At 73.2% G+C, this 15,428-nt stretch carries 13 protein-coding genes; 1 reads left to right on the top strand and 12 read right to left on the bottom strand.

Annotation, left to right across the window (positions count from 1 at the left end):
- Nucleotide 1 precedes the first annotated feature (1 nt).
- From purH to prmA, 4 genes are all read right to left on the bottom strand, one after another.
- On the bottom strand, nucleotides 2–1,603 hold the full coding sequence (gene purH / locus ACYU7H_RS04250) for a bifunctional phosphoribosylaminoimidazolecarboxamide formyltransferase/IMP cyclohydrolase (RefSeq protein WP_460812736.1): 1,602 nt from the start codon (nucleotides 1,601–1,603) through the stop codon (nucleotides 2–4).
- Between the two features lie 70 nt (nucleotides 1,604–1,673).
- Nucleotides 1,674–1,946, bottom strand: a complete 273-nt coding sequence (gene fis / locus ACYU7H_RS04245) for a DNA-binding transcriptional regulator Fis (protein ID WP_460812735.1) — start codon at nucleotides 1,944–1,946, stop codon at nucleotides 1,674–1,676.
- A 120-nt stretch (nucleotides 1,947–2,066) separates the two neighbouring features.
- Nucleotides 2,067–3,413, bottom strand: coding sequence for a DUF3426 domain-containing protein (locus ACYU7H_RS04240; RefSeq protein ID WP_460812733.1), 1,347 nt, complete (start codon nucleotides 3,411–3,413; stop codon nucleotides 2,067–2,069).
- Nucleotides 3,414–3,455: 42 nt separating this feature from the next.
- Nucleotides 3,456–4,397 carry a 50S ribosomal protein L11 methyltransferase gene (gene prmA / locus ACYU7H_RS04235; protein ID WP_460812731.1) on the bottom strand — a complete coding sequence of 314 codons (942 nt, stop codon included), beginning with the start codon at nucleotides 4,395–4,397 and terminating at the stop codon, nucleotides 3,456–3,458.
- Between the two features lie 355 nt (nucleotides 4,398–4,752).
- On the opposite strand from prmA, the gene ACYU7H_RS04230 reads away from it, so the two are divergent.
- Nucleotides 4,753–4,950 carry a hypothetical protein gene (locus ACYU7H_RS04230; protein ID WP_460812729.1) on the top strand — a complete coding sequence of 66 codons (198 nt, stop codon included), beginning with the start codon at nucleotides 4,753–4,755 and terminating at the stop codon, nucleotides 4,948–4,950.
- Here the strand turns inward: ACYU7H_RS04230 and accC are convergent.
- The 8 genes from accC to ACYU7H_RS04190 all read right to left on the bottom strand — a co-directional run bounded on the left by accC (nucleotide 4,937) and on the right by ACYU7H_RS04190 (nucleotide 15,376).
- Nucleotides 4,937–6,304 carry an acetyl-CoA carboxylase biotin carboxylase subunit gene (gene accC, locus ACYU7H_RS04225; protein WP_460812727.1) on the bottom strand — a complete coding sequence of 456 codons (1,368 nt, stop codon included), beginning with the start codon at nucleotides 6,302–6,304 and terminating at the stop codon, nucleotides 4,937–4,939. The two genes, ACYU7H_RS04230 and accC, sit on opposite strands and share 14 nt — an antisense overlap.
- Before the next feature lie 10 nt (nucleotides 6,305–6,314).
- Nucleotides 6,315–6,803, bottom strand: coding sequence for an acetyl-CoA carboxylase biotin carboxyl carrier protein (gene accB, locus ACYU7H_RS04220; RefSeq protein ID WP_460812725.1), 489 nt, complete (start codon nucleotides 6,801–6,803; stop codon nucleotides 6,315–6,317).
- A 67-nt stretch (nucleotides 6,804–6,870) separates the two neighbouring features.
- Nucleotides 6,871–7,311 carry a type II 3-dehydroquinate dehydratase gene (locus ACYU7H_RS04215; RefSeq protein WP_460812724.1) on the bottom strand — a complete coding sequence of 147 codons (441 nt, stop codon included), beginning with the start codon at nucleotides 7,309–7,311 and terminating at the stop codon, nucleotides 6,871–6,873.
- 140 nt (nucleotides 7,312–7,451) lie between these two features.
- On the bottom strand, nucleotides 7,452–8,057 hold the full coding sequence (locus tag ACYU7H_RS04210) for a TlpA disulfide reductase family protein (protein WP_460812722.1): 606 nt from the start codon (nucleotides 8,055–8,057) through the stop codon (nucleotides 7,452–7,454).
- Complete coding sequence (locus tag ACYU7H_RS04205; RefSeq protein WP_460812721.1) at nucleotides 8,057–10,438, bottom strand: protein-disulfide reductase DsbD; 2,382 nt, start codon at nucleotides 10,436–10,438, stop codon at nucleotides 8,057–8,059. Before ACYU7H_RS04205 ends, ACYU7H_RS04210 begins: the two co-directional genes overlap by 1 nt.
- Before the next feature lie 164 nt (nucleotides 10,439–10,602).
- Complete coding sequence (gene cutA / locus ACYU7H_RS04200; RefSeq protein WP_460812719.1) at nucleotides 10,603–10,923, bottom strand: divalent-cation tolerance protein CutA; 321 nt, start codon at nucleotides 10,921–10,923, stop codon at nucleotides 10,603–10,605.
- A gap of 71 nt (nucleotides 10,924–10,994) precedes the next feature.
- Nucleotides 10,995–11,414, bottom strand: coding sequence for a helix-turn-helix domain-containing protein (locus tag ACYU7H_RS04195; protein ID WP_460812718.1), 420 nt, complete (start codon nucleotides 11,412–11,414; stop codon nucleotides 10,995–10,997).
- A 413-nt stretch (nucleotides 11,415–11,827) separates the two neighbouring features.
- Nucleotides 11,828–15,376, bottom strand: a complete 3,549-nt coding sequence (locus ACYU7H_RS04190; protein WP_460812716.1) for an HYR domain-containing protein — start codon at nucleotides 15,374–15,376, stop codon at nucleotides 11,828–11,830.
- Nucleotides 15,377–15,428: the final 52 nt, after the last annotated feature.

Genomic DNA, 15,428 nt, shown 5'->3' with positions numbered 1-15,428 from the left:
GTCAGTGGCGGAAGTGGCGGATGCCGGTGAACACCATTGCCAGGCCGTGCTCGTCGGCGGCGGCGATCACCTCGCTGTCGCGCATCGAGCCGCCCGGCTGGATGACGGCCCGGATGCCGGCCTTCGCAGCCGCGTCGATGCCGTCGCGGAACGGGAAGAACGCGTCGCTCGCCATCACCGCGCCCGGCACCACAAGGCCCGCCTCGTCGGCCTTCAACCCGGCGATCTTCGCGCTCACCACGCGGCTCATCTGCCCGGCGCCGATGCCGACCGTCTTCAGGTCCTTCGCGTACACGATCGCGTTGGACTTCACGAACTTGGCCACCCGCCAGGCGAACAGCAGGTCCGCGAGCTGCTCCGGCGTCGGCGCGGCCTTGGTGACGACCTTGAGCTCATCCTGCGTCACGACCTTGTCGTCCGCTGTCTGCATCAGCAGGCCCGAGTTGACGCGCTTGACGTCGATGAAGCCCGGCGACGGCGGCGCCAGGTCGATGCGCAGCACGCGCACGTTGGCCTTCTTCTTCGCCACCTCGAGCGCGGCGGCGTCGTAGTCGGGCGCGATCAGCACCTCGACGAACTGCCGGTCGAGGATGGTCTTGACCGTCGCCGCGTCGAGCGGCCGGTTGAACGCCAGGATGCCGCCGAAGGCCGACGTCGGGTCGGTCGCGTAGGCGGCCTCGTACGCCGCGCCCGCGTCGGCCGCCTGCGCCACGCCGCACGGGTTGGCGTGCTTGACGATCACGCAGGCCGGCGCGTCGAACTGGCGCACGCACTCCCAGGCCGCGTCGGCGTCGGCGATGTTGTTGAACGACAGCTCCTTGCCCTGCAGCTGCTCCAGGGTGGCGAGCGAGCCCGGCGCCGGGTACAGGTCGCGGTAGAAGGCGGCCTGCTGGTGCGGGTTCTCGCCGTAGCGCAGGTCCATGACCTTGATGAAGCTGCCATTGGCCTGCGCGGAGAACGCGCGGCGCTCCGGCACGTCCACCGACGGATCGACGATCGACGACAGCACGTTGCTGATCGCCGCGTCGTACTGCGCCACGCGGTTGAACGCGGCCACCGACAGCGCGAAACGGGTGGTCGCGGAAAGTGCGCCGTCGTTACCGTCGAGCTCGGCCACCACCGGGTCGTACTGCGCCGGATCGGTCGCCACCGCCACGCGCGCGAAGTTCTTCGCCGCCGAGCGCAGCATCGCCGGGCCGCCGATGTCGATGTTCTCGACGATGTCGGCCATCGTCGCGTCCGGCGCGTAGGCGACGCGCTCGAACGGATACAGGTTCAGCACCAGCAGGTCGATCGCGCCGATGCCGTGTCCGGCCATCACCGCATCGTCCGTGCCGGCGCGGCCCAGCAGGCCGCCGTGCACGACCGGGTGCAGGGTCTTGACCCGCCCGTCCATCATCTCGGGGAAGCCGGTGAGCTCGCTGACGTCGCGCACCGTGAGCCCCGCGTCGCGCAGCGCACGGGCGGTGCCGCCGGTGGAGACCAGTTCGACGCCGTGGCGGTCGAGGGCGCGGGCCAGCTCGACCAGGCCGGACTTGTCGGAAACGGACAGCAGGGCGCGGCGCAGCTTCACCGGCGCGCCGGCGACGGGGCTCTGTGGCATGGGGACGGGGGGTGGTCCGGGCGGGCCGCGATTATAGCGGCGCGGGTGCCCGGGGCCGGCCGTCGGGCCGTCAGCCCATGCCGTATTCGCGCAGCTTCTTGCGCAGCGTGGCGCGGTGGATGCCGAGCATCGCCGCGGCACGGCTCTGGTTGCCTTCGCAGTGGTTGAGCACTTCGGCGAACAGCGGGATCTCGAGCTCGCGCAGGGCGATCGCGTACAGCTCGTCGGTGCCGCAGCCGTCCAGGTCGCGCAGGTAGCGGCGGACGGAATTGGCCACGTGGTCGCGCAGGGGCGGCCGCGCGGTGCGCGACGAGGCGTCGGTGCGTTCTGCGGCGGCGTTCAAGCGCGTCCCCTGTGCGTTCGACCCGCGGTGGGCCGGCATTGCGCCGGGGCGTCGCGGGGGAGCGAGTCTAGCGCGGGCCGCCGGGGGGTGCCAGCCGACCGGCCCCGGACTGCGGTGCGCTCATCGGAAATCGAAGGTGAATGCGACGATGCCGGGCGCGGGTTCGATGACGTCCAGGGTGACGTTCGCCGACTGGCCCGGCGCGAGCAGCCCGGGCGCGTCCTCGCCCACGTACTCGGACGGTGCGAACACGCGCGCGCCGGCGGTGCGTCCGTCCAGGTCCGACAGGGTCAGCAGCAGCGACGGCCAAGGTTGCGCCCAGCGCGCGTCGTTGCGGAAGCTGGCCGACACGCGCAGCGTGCCGGGCCGCGCGGGGTTGGCGTGCACGTCGCGGCTGAGCATGGTGAACGCGGTGGGCTCGCGCCACGGTGGCAGCGAACAGCCGAACGCGCCGCACAGCGTGGCGACCACCGGCCGCCAGCCGGCATCCGCCGCCAGGCGCGCGCGGTCGGCCAGCAGCACTTGCACCACCAGCACGATCGCCAGGACGCCGACGGCGCTCCACGTCAGCAGGCGTGCGCGCCGGCCGGGCGCGTCGGGGGACGCGACGCGCTGGTCGAGGAAGCGGGGCAGGGCGCGTGCGGGGCGGGTGGGGGACGCGCCGGGCGGCGTGCCCGGTAGGGCGGCCGGTGGCGGTGCAGGTTCGGGTGCCGGTGCGAGATCGAGTTCGGGTTCGGGTTCCGGCTCCGGTTCGTGCTCCGGCTCCGGCTCGGACAGGGACTCGCTGACTGGCGTCGTACCAGGATCTGCTTCGTCGGCATCGGGCGCTGCGTCGACCGACGCCACTGGACCACCGACCAGGGCGGCGACGGCGTCGTCCGCAGTCGCACGCCCGGGCGGCACGTCGTCGGCTGGCGCCGCGTCGTGCGTGGGCGGGGTGCTTGCATCGGGGGCCTTGTTGTCCCCGTCGGCGATTCCGGGCGCGGAGGGCACCGCTGGTTCGGCGGACGTCTTCGCAGCGCCCGCGTCGTCGGTGGCGCCAGTGATGGCCTGCGTGGTCGATGCCGCGGTCCCGTCGGCCGCCGCCGATGCGGTCGCGGCGACCGACTTTCCGTCGTCCATCGGCGCGGCGTCATCGGCTGCGTGCGAGCGGGTGGTGGGCTTCGTCCTGGCGCGCCGCGCCGGTGCCTCGGCGGGCGATGCCGTGTCGGCCTTGGGCACTGCGGGCGACGCCGTCGCTGCCGTGTTCGGTGCATCAGCCGCCGGCTTCCGGGTCGCCACCTTGCGTGGGGACGGTGCCGCGGGCGTCGCCGTCGGCGTGGGCGGCGCGGGTCCGTCCGGGGTGGCGCTGGCCTCATCGCCGGCGTCGTCGACCGGCTTGCCGCAACCCGGGCAGGCCGGGGGCAGCTGGCCGGTGCGCGGGTCGACCGTCACCAGGAACTGGCAGTGCGGGCACAGGGCGAACATGGCGGTCGAGTGTACGGCGCGCCGCGGTCGCGTCCAGCCGCGTCAGGCGCCGGCGTCGCCTTCGCCGCGCACGCCGTCGATGCGGATCCAGTCGCCGTCGCGCTCCACCGCCAGCGCGTCGAACCAGGCGCCGTAGCGGTCGACGAGGTCGTCCTCCTGTCCGGCGAGGATGCCGGACAGCGCGATGCGCCCGCCGGGCGCGACGCGCGCGGCCAGCGTGCCGGCCAGCGCGTCCAGCGCACCGGCGAGGATGTTGGCGACCACCACCGGGTAGGTGCGCACCGGCGCGTCGTCCGGAAGGAAGGCGGCCACCCGGCCCGCGAGCCCGTTGCGCGCGGCGTTGTCCAGCGTGGACTGCAGCGCCTGCGGGTCGTTGTCGACCGCGTCCGCGTGCGCGGCGCCGAGCTTGAGCGCGGCCAGCGCGAGGATGCCGCTGCCGCTGCCGTAGTCGAGCACGTCGATGCCGTCGAGGTCGCCGGCGGCGGCCAGCGCGTCGAGCCAGCGCAGGCACAGCGCGGTCGTCGGGTGCGTGCCGGACCCGAACGCCAGCCCCGGGTCGAGCTGGACCACGGCGGGCGCCGTGCCATCCCCGGCCGCGTCGTCGGGCAACGCCTGGCCGGACGGCACCACCCAGGTCCGTGCGCCGAAGCGCATCGGCCGGTACTGGTCCATCCACGCGCGCGTCCAGTCCTGGTCGTCGACCAGGCGGAAGCCGACGCCGCGCCAGTCCAGCTCGGGATCGAACGACTCCAGCGCGGCCAGGAGCACCAGCGCGTCGCTGTCGGCGTCGAACAGGGCGCTCAGCGACACGCCTTCCCAGAGCGGCGTCTCGCCGACGCCCGGCTCCAGGATCGCGCGCTCGTTGGTGGTGCCTTCGTCGGCATCCAGCAGCGTGACCGCGAGGGCCCCGACGTCTTCCAGCGCGCGCTCATAGCGCGGCTGTTCGGCCTGCCGGCAACGCAGGGAAAGTTCGAGGAAGGGCATGGGGCCGGTCCGGGCGGGCGAAGGGGCGCATTGTCCGCGCGACGTGGACGGTGCGCCAACCCGCAGGAGCGCGCCTACGCGCGCGATGGCGTGGGGTGTCGCCGAAACATGGATCCCCGCCTTCGCGGGGATGACGGCAAAAGCGCGGGGGTGACGGCGAAAGCGCGGGGATGACGGCGAAAGCGCGGGGGTGACGGCAAAAGCGCGGGGATGACGGCAAAAGCGCGGGGATGACGGCAAGGAGCCTGCGGGGATCACCGCACCGCGACGCGGCGCACCCCGCCAACCGTAGGAGCGCGCCTACGCGCGCGATGCGTCCGGTGTCGCCGAAACATGGATCCCCGCCTGCGCGGGGATGACGACCGAATTCACGATGACGTCCGACTCAAAGATGGCCGACGAATCCACGATGGCCGCCGAAGCCACGCTGGCGGCCAAAGCCACGCTGGCGGCCGAAGCCACGATGACGGCCCGGTCCGCTCCGGATTACGACGGGACCCACGACCGTCATCCCCGCGAAGGCGGGGATCCATGGGCCGTCAGCCGATATTGAGCGTCCGCTCGCGACGCTCGGCCAGCCGCTTCTCGAGATAGTGGATGTTCTGGCCGCCCTGCTGGAAGCCGACGTCCGCCAGGATCCGCTGCTGCAACGGCACGTTCGTCTTGATGCCGTCCACCACCATCTCGTTGAGCGCCACCCGCATGCGCGCGATCGCGGTCGCGCGGTCGGGCCCGTGCACGATGAGCTTGCCGATCATCGAGTCGTAGTTCGGCGGCACGCGGTAGCCCTCGTAGATGTGGCTGTCCACGCGCACGCCCGGGCCGCCGGCGGCATGGAAGTGGCGGATCAGGCCGGGGCTCGGCATGAAGGTGTCCGGATCCTCGGCGTTGATGCGGCACTCGATGGCGTGGCCCTCGATGACCACGTCCTCCTGCCTGATCGACAACGGCTGGCCGGCGGCGATCATCAGCTGCTCGCGCACCAGGTCGATGCCCGTGACCATCTCGGTCACCGGGTGCTCCACCTGGATGCGGGTGTTCATCTCGATGAAGTAGAAGCGTCCGTCCTCGTAGAGGAACTCGAAGGTGCCGGCGCCGCGGTAGCCGATGCGGATGCACGCCTCGGTGCAGACCTTGCCGATCTCCGCGCGCTGCTCGGGCGTGATGCCCGGCGCCGGCGCTTCCTCGACCACCTTCTGGTGGCGGCGCTGCATCGAGCAGTCGCGCTCGCCGAGGTGGATCGCGTTGCCCTGGCCGTCGGCCAGGACCTGGATCTCCACGTGGCGCGGATTCTCCAGGAACTTCTCCATGTAGACCTGGTCGTTGCCGAACGCGGCCTTGGCCTCGGTCTTGGTGGTCGCCACCGCGTTGTGCAGGTGGGCCTCGGTGTGCACCACGCGCATGCCGCGCCCGCCACCGCCGCCGGCCGCCTTGACGATCACCGGGTAACCGATCTCGCGGGCGATGCGGGCGTTCTCGGTGGCGTCGTCCCCGAGCGGGCCGCCGCTGCCGGGGACGCACGGCACGCCGGCCTCCTTCATGGCGCGGATGGCCTCGACCTTGTCGCCCATCATGCGGATGGTGTCGGCCTTCGGCCCGATGAAGATGAAGCCCGACTGCTCGACGCGCTCGGCGAAGTCGGCGTTCTCCGACAGGAAGCCGTAGCCCGGGTGGATGGCCTGTGCGTCGGTGACCTCGGCCGCCGAGATGATCGACGCCATGTCCAGGTAGCTCTGGTTCGACGGCGCGGGCCCGATGCAGACCGACTCATCGGCCATGGCCACGTGCTTGAGGTTGCGGTCGACGGTGGAGTGCACCGCGACCGTGCGGATGCCGAGGGCGTGGCACGCGCGCAGGATGCGCAGCGCGATTTCGCCCCGGTTGGCGATGACGACCTTGTCCAGCATCTGCGCCGCCTCAGCCGATCACGAACATCGGCTCGTCGAACTCGACCGGCTGGCCGTTCTCGACGATCACCTTGAGCACGGTGCCCGAAACCTCGGCCTCGATCGGGTTGAACATCTTCATCGCCTCGATGATCCCGAGCGTGTCGCCGGCCTTGACCTGCTGGCCGACGGTGACGAACGCCGGCTTGTCCGGCGCGGGGGAGGCGTAGAAGGTGCCGACCATCGGCGCGCGGACGATCTCGCCGTCGGGCAGGTCCTGGCCGCCGCCGGACGCCGGCGGGGCGTCGCCCGCGTCGCGGGCACCGCCGGTGGAGGCCTGCACGGGCGAGGCCATCGGCATCGCGCGGGGCGGCTCGGCGTAGGCGACCTGCATCGGCGCGGGCGCCGGCGCGGCGTGGCGCGACAGGCGCACCGACTCCTCGCCCTCCTTGATCTCGATCTCCGAGAGGTTCGACTCTTCCAGCAGGTCGATCAGCTTCTTGATCTTGCGCAGGTCCATGTGGGCCTCTTTCGTGTGTGCCCGCCGCGGTCGGCGGGTCGGAAACGGGAAGGAAATCGGGAAGGGATCAGTCCGCGAGCCGCGCCATCGCCGCGTCGAGCGCGTAGCGGTAGCTGTCGGCGCCGAAGCCGGCGACCACGCCGACGGCCAGGTCGCTGAAGTAGCTGGTCGCGCGGAACGGCTCGCGCGCATGCGGATTGGTCAGGTGCACCTCGATGAAGGGCACCCCGGCCGCCGCGACCGCGTCGCGCAGCGCGACGGAGGTGTGGGTGAACGCGGCCGGGTTAAGCAGCAGGAACGCCGTGCCGTCCTCGCGGGCGGCCTGGACGCGGTCGACCAGCACGTGCTCGGCGTTGGACTGCAGCGCCTCGAGCGCGTGGCCGGCGCCACGGGCGCGTTCGGCCAGCTCCGCGTCGATCTCGGCGAGCGTCGTCCGGCCGTACACCCCGGGCTCGCGCGTGCCGAGCAGGTTGAGGTTGGGGCCGTGCAGGACCAGCAGCTGGGCCATCCGTGGGCGGGTCGGCGCGAAGGGACGGGCAGTCTGGGGCAAGGCGGCGGGCCTGTCCAGACGATCCCTTCAGGTTCGGCGACGTTCGGGGGCGTTCCGCTGATTTAAGCGCGTGTTTGAAAACGCCGGGCGGGCGCCGGTCAGTCGTTCGTGGCCCAGCCGTCGATTTCGCCGTGCGCGAACGGGCCCACGCGCTGTTTGAGCAGGCGGCCATCGGCGCCGAGCAGCACCGAATAGGGCAGCACGCCCTTCGGATTGCCGAGGCGCACGCCCGCATCGGCGGGGCCGGGGGCGTCGAGCAGGATGGGGTAATCGACCGGCACCCGGGCCAGGAAGTCCTCGACCGCGCCCGCCTCGTCGAGGGCGATCCCGACCACCTGGACGCCGTTCGCCCCCTGTTCGCCGGCGAAGCGCTGCAGTTCGGGCATTTCCTCGATGCAAGGCCCGCACCACGAGGCCCAGACGTTGACCAGCACCGGCCGTCCCGTCCACGCCGTCGGCACCGTCACCGGCTGGCCTTCGAGGTTCGGAAGGGAGAATTCCGACACGATGTCGCCGCGTTCGGCGACGTTCACGCCGTCCGGCACCGGCGGGGCGGTGGCGGACAACACTCCCTGAAGCGCCCGCTGGCCGAGTTCGGTGGAGAACAGCGGGCCGGCGCCGGGCCGCTGGAACACGATCCCCGCCGCGACGCCCAGCAGGCCGGCGCCCAGCGCCACCAGCAGGACCTTGGTGGTGCCGCGCATCAGTCCGCGCCCGCCGCCGTGGCCGGGCCCGGGACGCGGCCGATCCGGTCGAGGAAGTCCTCCGCCGGTTCGAAGCCGATCAGCCGCAGCGCGCGCTGCTCCCGCCCGTCGACGAAGAACAGCGTCGCCGGCGGGCCGATGATCCCGTGCTCGCGCATCAGCGCCTGGTCGATGGCGTCGTTGGCGGTCACGTCGGCCTTGAGCAGCACGTAGCCGGCCAGCGCGGACTGCACCGCCGGTTCGCTGAAGGTGTACTTGTCCATCTCCTTGCAGCTCACGCACCAGTCCGCGTAGTAGTCGAACAGCAGCGGCCGGCCGGCGGCGCGCGCGGCGGCGACCTCCCGGGCGAGGTCCTCCGGCGACTTGATCATGCGGAACTCGAGCTTCTCGACCGGTCCGCCGAGGCGGGCGAGCGGGCGCAGCGGATCGTCGCCGCCCGCGAACGCGCCGAACAGCTGCGCCGCCCCGGCCACCGCCAGCAGCATGCCGGCCAGCCGCAGCGCCAGTTGCCGCCGCGCGGCCATCGCCGGGGTCGCCAGGCCCAGGGTCCATGCCGCGGCACCGAGCGCCAGCAGGCCGTAGAGCGCCAGCGTCCACGGGCCGGGCAGCAGGCGCGAGAGCATCCACACCGCCAGGCCCAGGAACACGAAGCCGAACACGCGCTGCACCGCGACCATCCACGGCCCCGAGGTCGGCAGGCCGCGCCCGGCCGCGGCGCCGAAGGCCAGCAGCGGCAGGCCCATGCCGATCGCCAGCGCGAACAGCGCCATGCCGCCGAACACCGGGTCGCGCGTCTGGCCGATGTAGAGCACGGCCGCCGCCAGCGGCGGCGCGACGCACGGCCCCACGATCAGCGCCGACAGCGCGCCCATAGCCGCCACGCCGGCCCACGAGCCGCCGCGCTGGCGGTCGGCCATCGCGCCCAGCCGCGAGCGCAGGCCCGCCGGCAACTGCAGTTCGTACGCGCCGAACATCGCCAGCGCCAGCGCGACGAACAGCAGCGAGAACGCGACGATCACCCACGGCGCCTGGAAGGCGACCTGCAGGTTCGCGCCGACCAGCCCGGCGACCACGCCCGCGGCGGTGAACACCAGTGCGCTGGCGAAGACATAGATCGCCGACAGCGCCAGCGCGCGCCGCGCGCCGAGCCGCCCGCCATGCGCCGACGAGGCGCCGGCGATCAGCCCCGACAGGATCGGAACCATCGGCAGCACGCACGGGGTGAACGCCAGCAGCAGGCCCGCGCCGAGGAACCCGGCCAGCGCGACCCAGCGGCCCGGGCCCTCGAGGCCCCGGGCCAGGCGCGCGTCTTCGGCGAGGGCGTCGTCCACCGCGTCCGGGGCGGGATCCGCGCCCGTCGCTGCGTCGCCCGTGCCGGGTGTCGCGGCCGGGGTCGTCGGCGTTGCCGGATCCGGGCGCGCGGGATCACTGCCCGCACCGCCCGTGGCGGCGGCCGCCGGCGTGAAGTCGTCGCCCGGTGTCGCCGCCGCCGTGGCCACCGTGCCCGCGGGCAGGTCCACTGCGAGCGCGCGCGACATCGGCGGGTAGCAGATGCCGTCGGCCTGGCAGCCCTGGAAGCCGACGGTCAGCGTGCCGCGGGCCGGGCGCGGATGCGTACGGGTGACCGGCAGCGCCACCTCGACCTGGTCGAAGTAGACCGTGGTGCGGCCGAAGTATTCGTCCTCGTGCGCGGTGCCGGCGGGCCAGCGTTGCGGCGCGGCGGCGGCCAGGCCGTCGCCCGCGTCGAGGTCGAAGCGCGTCTTGTCGCGATACAGGTAATAGCCGCGCGCCGGCGTCATGCGCACGAGCAGCGTGTTGCCGTCGCCGGCGATCGCCTCCACGCGGAAGGCCTGCTCCGGCGGCAGGGGCTCGTCGCTGCCACCGAGCAGGCCGCCGGTGCCGCCCGTGCCCGGCAGCGCGAGCAGCCCGCCGGCCGCGGGCGCGGGGTCCATGCCGCCGGTGGCGGCGTCGGCCAGCGCGACGCGCACCGTCCGGCGCTGCGGCGGATAGCACACGCCGATGTCGGCGCAGCCCTGGAACCTCACGTCGAGCGTGACGGTGTCCGCCCCCGCGCGCCGCGCGCCCTCGAGCACGCCGGTGACGCCGCCGCGGTAGGTCTCGACCTCGCCGAAGAATTCGTCGGTATAGCGCTTGCCGGCCGGCAGCGCCAGGTCGCCGTCGGCGGAGAACGCGTCCGTGGTGGGCGCGGCCGACATCCGGTGTCGGTACAGGTAGTAGCCGTCGGCGATGCCCCAGCGCACCTCGATGCGGTCCGGGCCGGTCGCCACCGCCGTGAGCGGGAAGGCCGCGTCGACCGGCAGCAGGTCGTCCGGATCCACCGCCCGCGCGCCGAACGACGCCAGCACCGCCAACAACGCCATGGCCGCCGTAGGAGCGCGCCTACGCGCGCGATTCCATCCGGCGCCTCCGAGGAGGGATCTCCGCGTTCGCGGGGATGACGGCGTCGGTGCCGACGGTGCGCCGGGCAGGGCCTTCGCGCGCGTAGGCGCGCTCCTACAGGGGGGCGTTCGAAGATCCATGGGTCTCAGGGTTCGCGGGTCTGCTCGGCGACCCAGTCGAGGTAGGCCGCCAGGCCGCCGGCGACTTCGACCGCGATGACCTCGGGCAGTTCATATGGATGCAGCGCCTGCACCCGCGCGGTGAGCGCCTCGAGCCGGTCGCTCGTGGTCTTCGCCACCAGCAGGACCTCGTCGTCGCACTCGACGCGGCCTTCCCAGCGATAGACCGAGCGCAGGCCCGGCAGCTGGTTGACGCAGGCGGCCAGGCGCTCCTCGACCAGCGCGCGCGCGATGGCGTCGGCCGAGGCGGTGTCGGGGCAGGTGCAGAAGCAGGCGAGGACGGACACGGGGACGTCTTAGGGGCGGCGCGCCCGCTAGCCTAGCCGACCGCGCCGGCCACGGCCCGCCTGTCGGCCGCTCAGGCGTCGCCGGGCGGGACCAGGCGGCGCGGGCGCCGCTGCGCGGCAAGCTGCTCGGCCAGCTCCAGCAACGGCACGCGGGCGCGCACCGGCATGTGGCGGAAGGCATCGAGCAGGCGACGCTCCCGCGGGTCGTCGACCAGTTCCGCGTCGACCGCGGCGACCGATGCCATCAGCGTTTCGGCGGACGGCAGCATCTCGCCCCGTCCGGTCGCCAGCCATTCGAAGGCCACGCCGGTGGCGAGCACGACGCCGCGCAGGTTCGCCGCGCTGGGCTGCCGGCCATCCGGCGTCTCCCAGTGGCTGACCGCGCTGCGGTGCACGCCGACCTCGGCGGCGAGCTGGGCCTGCGACAGGCCGGCGTGCCGGCGTGCCTGGCGGATGCGCTGCGCGGACGCGGCGGGGTTGGCTGACTGCATGGGAATCCCCCGGTGTTACCGGATGACACGACGTGGCGGATATTAGCGCCACTCTGTCTACAAGTGGTAGCGAAGCGTGAAGATGGCGGTGAACCACGCCGTTTCCAGCCTGTCAGGGACCTGAACTGCTCCCGGATGTCGACATCCGGCCGCGCCATAGGGGTTTCCAATGACGCCGCAAGCGCGGATGCTCGCCTCTGCCGACAAGGACGTCGGCCTCGATCGGGGGGTCGAGGAAGGGGAGAGGGACGGCCGGACCGCGCATGCGCGGAAAGGAACATGGGACATCTCGATCTCCGGAACGCGCACCGCCAGGTGCGCGTTTTTTTTTGCCGCTGCCCGTGCGGTCCGGCCGGCCCAAAAAAAACCCGGCCCTCGCGGGCCGGGTCCGATCCCGAGGGTGAGTCGTCGCGTCAGCGGAACTGGAACGTCGCGTAGTAGCTGCGGCCGTCGCGCAGTTTCACCTGCAGTGCCCGGCAGCCGCGCCACGACTTCTCGGTCTTCCAGACGTAGATGTACTGCCCGGCGTCCGCGTCGTAGGACAGGCTGCTCTGGCCCGCGGTCACCGTTTCGGTGACCTCGTCCTGGTTCGCCGCGGTGCAGTTGATCGTGCCCGAGCGCGGGTAGCCCGCCTCGAAGATCGCCAGCCCCTGGTCGCCGCCCAAGCTGAACTTCACCGGCACCGCGCTGCCCGCCTTGACCGTGTTCACCACCGGCGGGTTGTCGATGGGCCGGAAGAAGCCCGTCCAGGCGTAGTTGACGAAGACCCGGAAGCTCATCGACGACTGGTTCGCCGGCGAGCGGCCATCGCGCGCGGTGCAGGTCACCGTCGTCGTGCCGGCCGGGAACATCGCGCCGGACGCATGCGAGCAGCTCACCGCGACCGGTCCGTCGACCAGGTCCACCGCCGTCGGCAGCGCGAAGTGCACCGCCGCCTGCGAGCCGGCCGTGGCCGTCGCCTCCACGTCCGCGTACGGGGCGAAGGCGGGCGGCGTGGTGTCGACGATGGTGACGGTGCTGGTGGCCGAACCCGTGTTGCCGGCCGCGTCCCTGGCGTACCACGTGACCGTGGTGGTGCCGAGCGGATAGCCCGCGGGGGCATCGTTCCAGGTCGAGGTGACGCCGACCGCGTCGCTGGCGCCCGCGGACCCGAGGGCGACGGCCGTGAGCGGGCCGGTCGCCTCGCGCACCACGTTCGAAGGCGGCGTCACCACCGGGGCCGTCGTGTCGACCACCCCGACCTGGAAGGTGACGGGTTCGGCCGCATTGCCGCGCGTGTCGCTCGCGGTGCACGACACCGGGGTCGTGCCCAGCGCGAACGTGCTGCCCGACGCCGGCGTGCAGCTCGCGGTGCCGGCGCCGTCGACCAGGTCGGTCGTCGCCGGATTGGCGTAGCTGACGACCGCGCCCTGCGGACCGGTCGCCTCGACGCCGAGGATGTCGGCCATCGGGTCGATCACCGGCGGCGTGGTGTCCACCACGGTCACGGTGCTCGTGGCCTGCCCGGTGTTGCCCGCGGCGTCGCGCGCGAACCAGGTGATGGTCGTGGTGCCGACGGGGAACGCCGCGGGCGCGTCGCTGCCCTGCTCGACCACGCCCACCGCGTCGGTCGCGGTGGCCGTGCCGTGCGCGACCGTGGTGAGCGCACCGGTCGCCTCGACCGGGCCGACATTCGCGGGCGGGGTGACTTCCGGCGCGGTCGTGTCGTGCACGGTGACCTGGAAGCGGGTCGGCGTGGCGGCATTGCCCGCCGCGTCGCTGGCGGTGCAGTCCACGTCCGTGGCGCCGATCGCGAAGATCGTCCCGGACGCGGGTTCACAGGTCGCCACGCCGGCGCCGTCGACGGCGTCGCTGGTGCCGGGCGCGCCGTAGAACACCTGCGCGCCGCCCGGGCCGGTGGCCTCGATGGGCCCCACGTCCGCGTGCGGATCGATCACCGGCGGCGTCGTGTCGACCACCTGGACCTCGAACTGGCCGTTGGCGGTGTTGCCGGCCGTGTCGGTCGCGCTGCACGACGCCTGGGTGGCGCCGAGCGGGAACACGTCGCCCGACGCGGGCACGCAGGTGACCGGCAGGGCGCCGTCCACCAGGTCGAGCGCGCTCGACGGGAAGGTGACGATCGCGCCCGCCGCGGACGTCGCTTCCGCGGTGACCGAGGCCGGCAGCGTCAGCGTCGGCGGCGTGGTGTCCCGGACGACCACGTCGAAGCCGGCCTGCGCCGTGTTGCCGCTGCCATCGGTCGCGCTGCAGGCGACGGGCGTGGTGCCGAGCGGGAAGACGCCGCCCGGCGCGGGCAGGCAGGTCACCGCGACCGGGCCGTCGACCAGGTCGGTCGCGCCCGGCACGGGATAGTTCGCGAGCGCGCCGGCCGCCGAGGTCGCCTCGTAGGTGACGTCGGCGACCGCGTCGAACACCGGCGGCGTCAGGTCGTGCACCACCACCGGGAATCCGGCGGACGCGGCATTGCCGCGCGCATCGACCGCCGAGCATTCGACCGGCGTGGTCCCGACCGGGAACAGCGTGCCGGTGGCCGGGGTGCAGTCCGCGGTGCCCGCGCCGTCGACCGCGTCGCTGGTGGCGATGGCGCCGTAGTTGGCGATCGACCCGCCCGGGCCCGCGGCCTCGATCGCGTACGAGCCGGGGACGTCGATCGACGGCGGCGTCGAGTCGCGCACGGTCACCGCGAAGCGGTCCGTCGCGGTGTTGCCGTTGCCGTCGGCGGCCGAGCATTCGACGTCGGTCGCCAGCGACGGGCCCGCGCCGAGCGGGAACGTGCTGCCCGAGGGCGGGGCGCACGCCGATTCCGGAAGGGCGTAGGGCGATTCGTCCTCGACGGCGTCCTGCGCGTGCGCGGTGAACGTCGCGACGGCGCCGGCGGCGCTCGTCGCCTCGACCGTCATCGGTGCCGGCAGCACCAGGACCGGCGCGGTGACGTCGCGGATGAAGACGCTGCAGGTGGCGCGGTCGAAGTCGCCGGTCGCGTCGGTCACGGTCAGCGAGAACTGGATCGAGCCGAGCTGGTTGTAGCCGAGCGACGGCGCGATGAAGCCGGCCTGGTCGTCGAGCGGTTCCGGCGCGCCGAGGTCGACGGCCGGCAGGCCCGTGTCCTGGGCCCAGGCGAAGCTCGCGATGCCGTCGTCGCTGTCGGACGACCCGCTGCCGTCGAGCAGCACCGCGTCACCCTCGTCGACCACTTCGGGGCACGACAGGGAGGCCACCGGCGGATCGTTGACCCAGCGCACGGTGACCTGGGTTTCCGCCGTGCCCGCCAGCCCCGCGGCGTCGCGGACGGTGAGGCGGAAGCGCAGCGTGCTGCCGCCGGTGGAGCCGGCATTGTTGGGCGCGGTGAACGTCGCGACGGCGCTGGTCGCGCCGGGCGACAGCGCCACGCCGCCGCTGGCCGGCAGGCCATCGGCGCCGAGCTGCTCCCACGCATACGTGAGGCCGGAGGTGGGCGGTGAATTGTCGATGTCATACGACCCGGTGCCGTCCAGGGTCACCAGGTCGCCCTCGTCGACCGCGCCGGGCGTGGCCAGCGCGACCGCGGTCGGCGCGGCGTTGGTGGCGACGTCGGTGATGGTGACGCTGGCCAGCGCCGTGTCAGTCCGGGTGCCGCAGGTCAGCGTCAAGCGGAACTGCAGCGTCGCGCCGAGCGGGCCGACGGCCGGTGCGCTGAAGGTGGGCGCCGCTGCCGTCGCGCTGCTCAGCGTGACGGCGGGGCCGGACAACTGGATCCAGGCGAAGCTCGCCTGGTTCGGCGTGGAGCCCGTGCCGTTCAGCGTCACGACGGTCGGCAGGCCGCCGGTCGTCTCCGCCACGTTGGTCTGCTGCGCGGGATTGATCCGGGCCATCGGGTTGCCGTTGCAGGCCTGCTGCGCCAGGCCGGGCAGCGAGAGGGCGGCCAGCAACAGGCCGACGACGACGGCCGCGCGGCGCGGCCGCGCGTTCGTTCGGGTGTACATGGGATCCCCCCAAAGGATCGTTGCGAGCGGTGACGCTAGGGCGCGGTGCGGC

It is taken from the genome of Luteimonas pelagia, from assembly GCF_054776035.1.
Note: the sequence above shows the minus strand (reverse complement) of the source record. Positions and strands in the feature narration are given on the sequence as shown.

Coding starts and splice junctions, on each gene's coding strand:
- purH (WP_460812736.1), bottom strand. CDS start 1,603: ATGCCACAGAGCCCCGTCGCCGGCGCGCCGGTGAAGCTGCGCCGCGCC.
- ACYU7H_RS04240 (WP_460812733.1), bottom strand. CDS start 3,413: ATGTTCGCCCTGTGCCCGCACTGCCAGTTCCTGGTGACGGTCGACCCG.
- prmA (WP_460812731.1), bottom strand. CDS start 4,397: ATGCCCTTCCTCGAACTTTCCCTGCGTTGCCGGCAGGCCGAACAGCCG.
- ACYU7H_RS04230 (WP_460812729.1), top strand. CDS start 4,753: ATGACGACCGAATTCACGATGACGTCCGACTCAAAGATGGCCGACGAA.
- accC (WP_460812727.1), bottom strand. CDS start 6,304: ATGCTGGACAAGGTCGTCATCGCCAACCGGGGCGAAATCGCGCTGCGC.
- accB (WP_460812725.1), bottom strand. CDS start 6,803: ATGGACCTGCGCAAGATCAAGAAGCTGATCGACCTGCTGGAAGAGTCG.
- ACYU7H_RS04215 (WP_460812724.1), bottom strand. CDS start 7,311: ATGGCCCAGCTGCTGGTCCTGCACGGCCCCAACCTCAACCTGCTCGGC.
- ACYU7H_RS04210 (WP_460812722.1), bottom strand. CDS start 8,057: ATGCGCGGCACCACCAAGGTCCTGCTGGTGGCGCTGGGCGCCGGCCTG.
- ACYU7H_RS04205 (WP_460812721.1), bottom strand. CDS start 10,438: ATGGCGTTGTTGGCGGTGCTGGCGTCGTTCGGCGCGCGGGCGGTGGAT.
- ACYU7H_RS04195 (WP_460812718.1), bottom strand. CDS start 11,414: ATGCAGTCAGCCAACCCCGCCGCGTCCGCGCAGCGCATCCGCCAGGCA.
- ACYU7H_RS04190 (WP_460812716.1), bottom strand. CDS start 15,376: ATGTACACCCGAACGAACGCGCGGCCGCGCCGCGCGGCCGTCGTCGTC.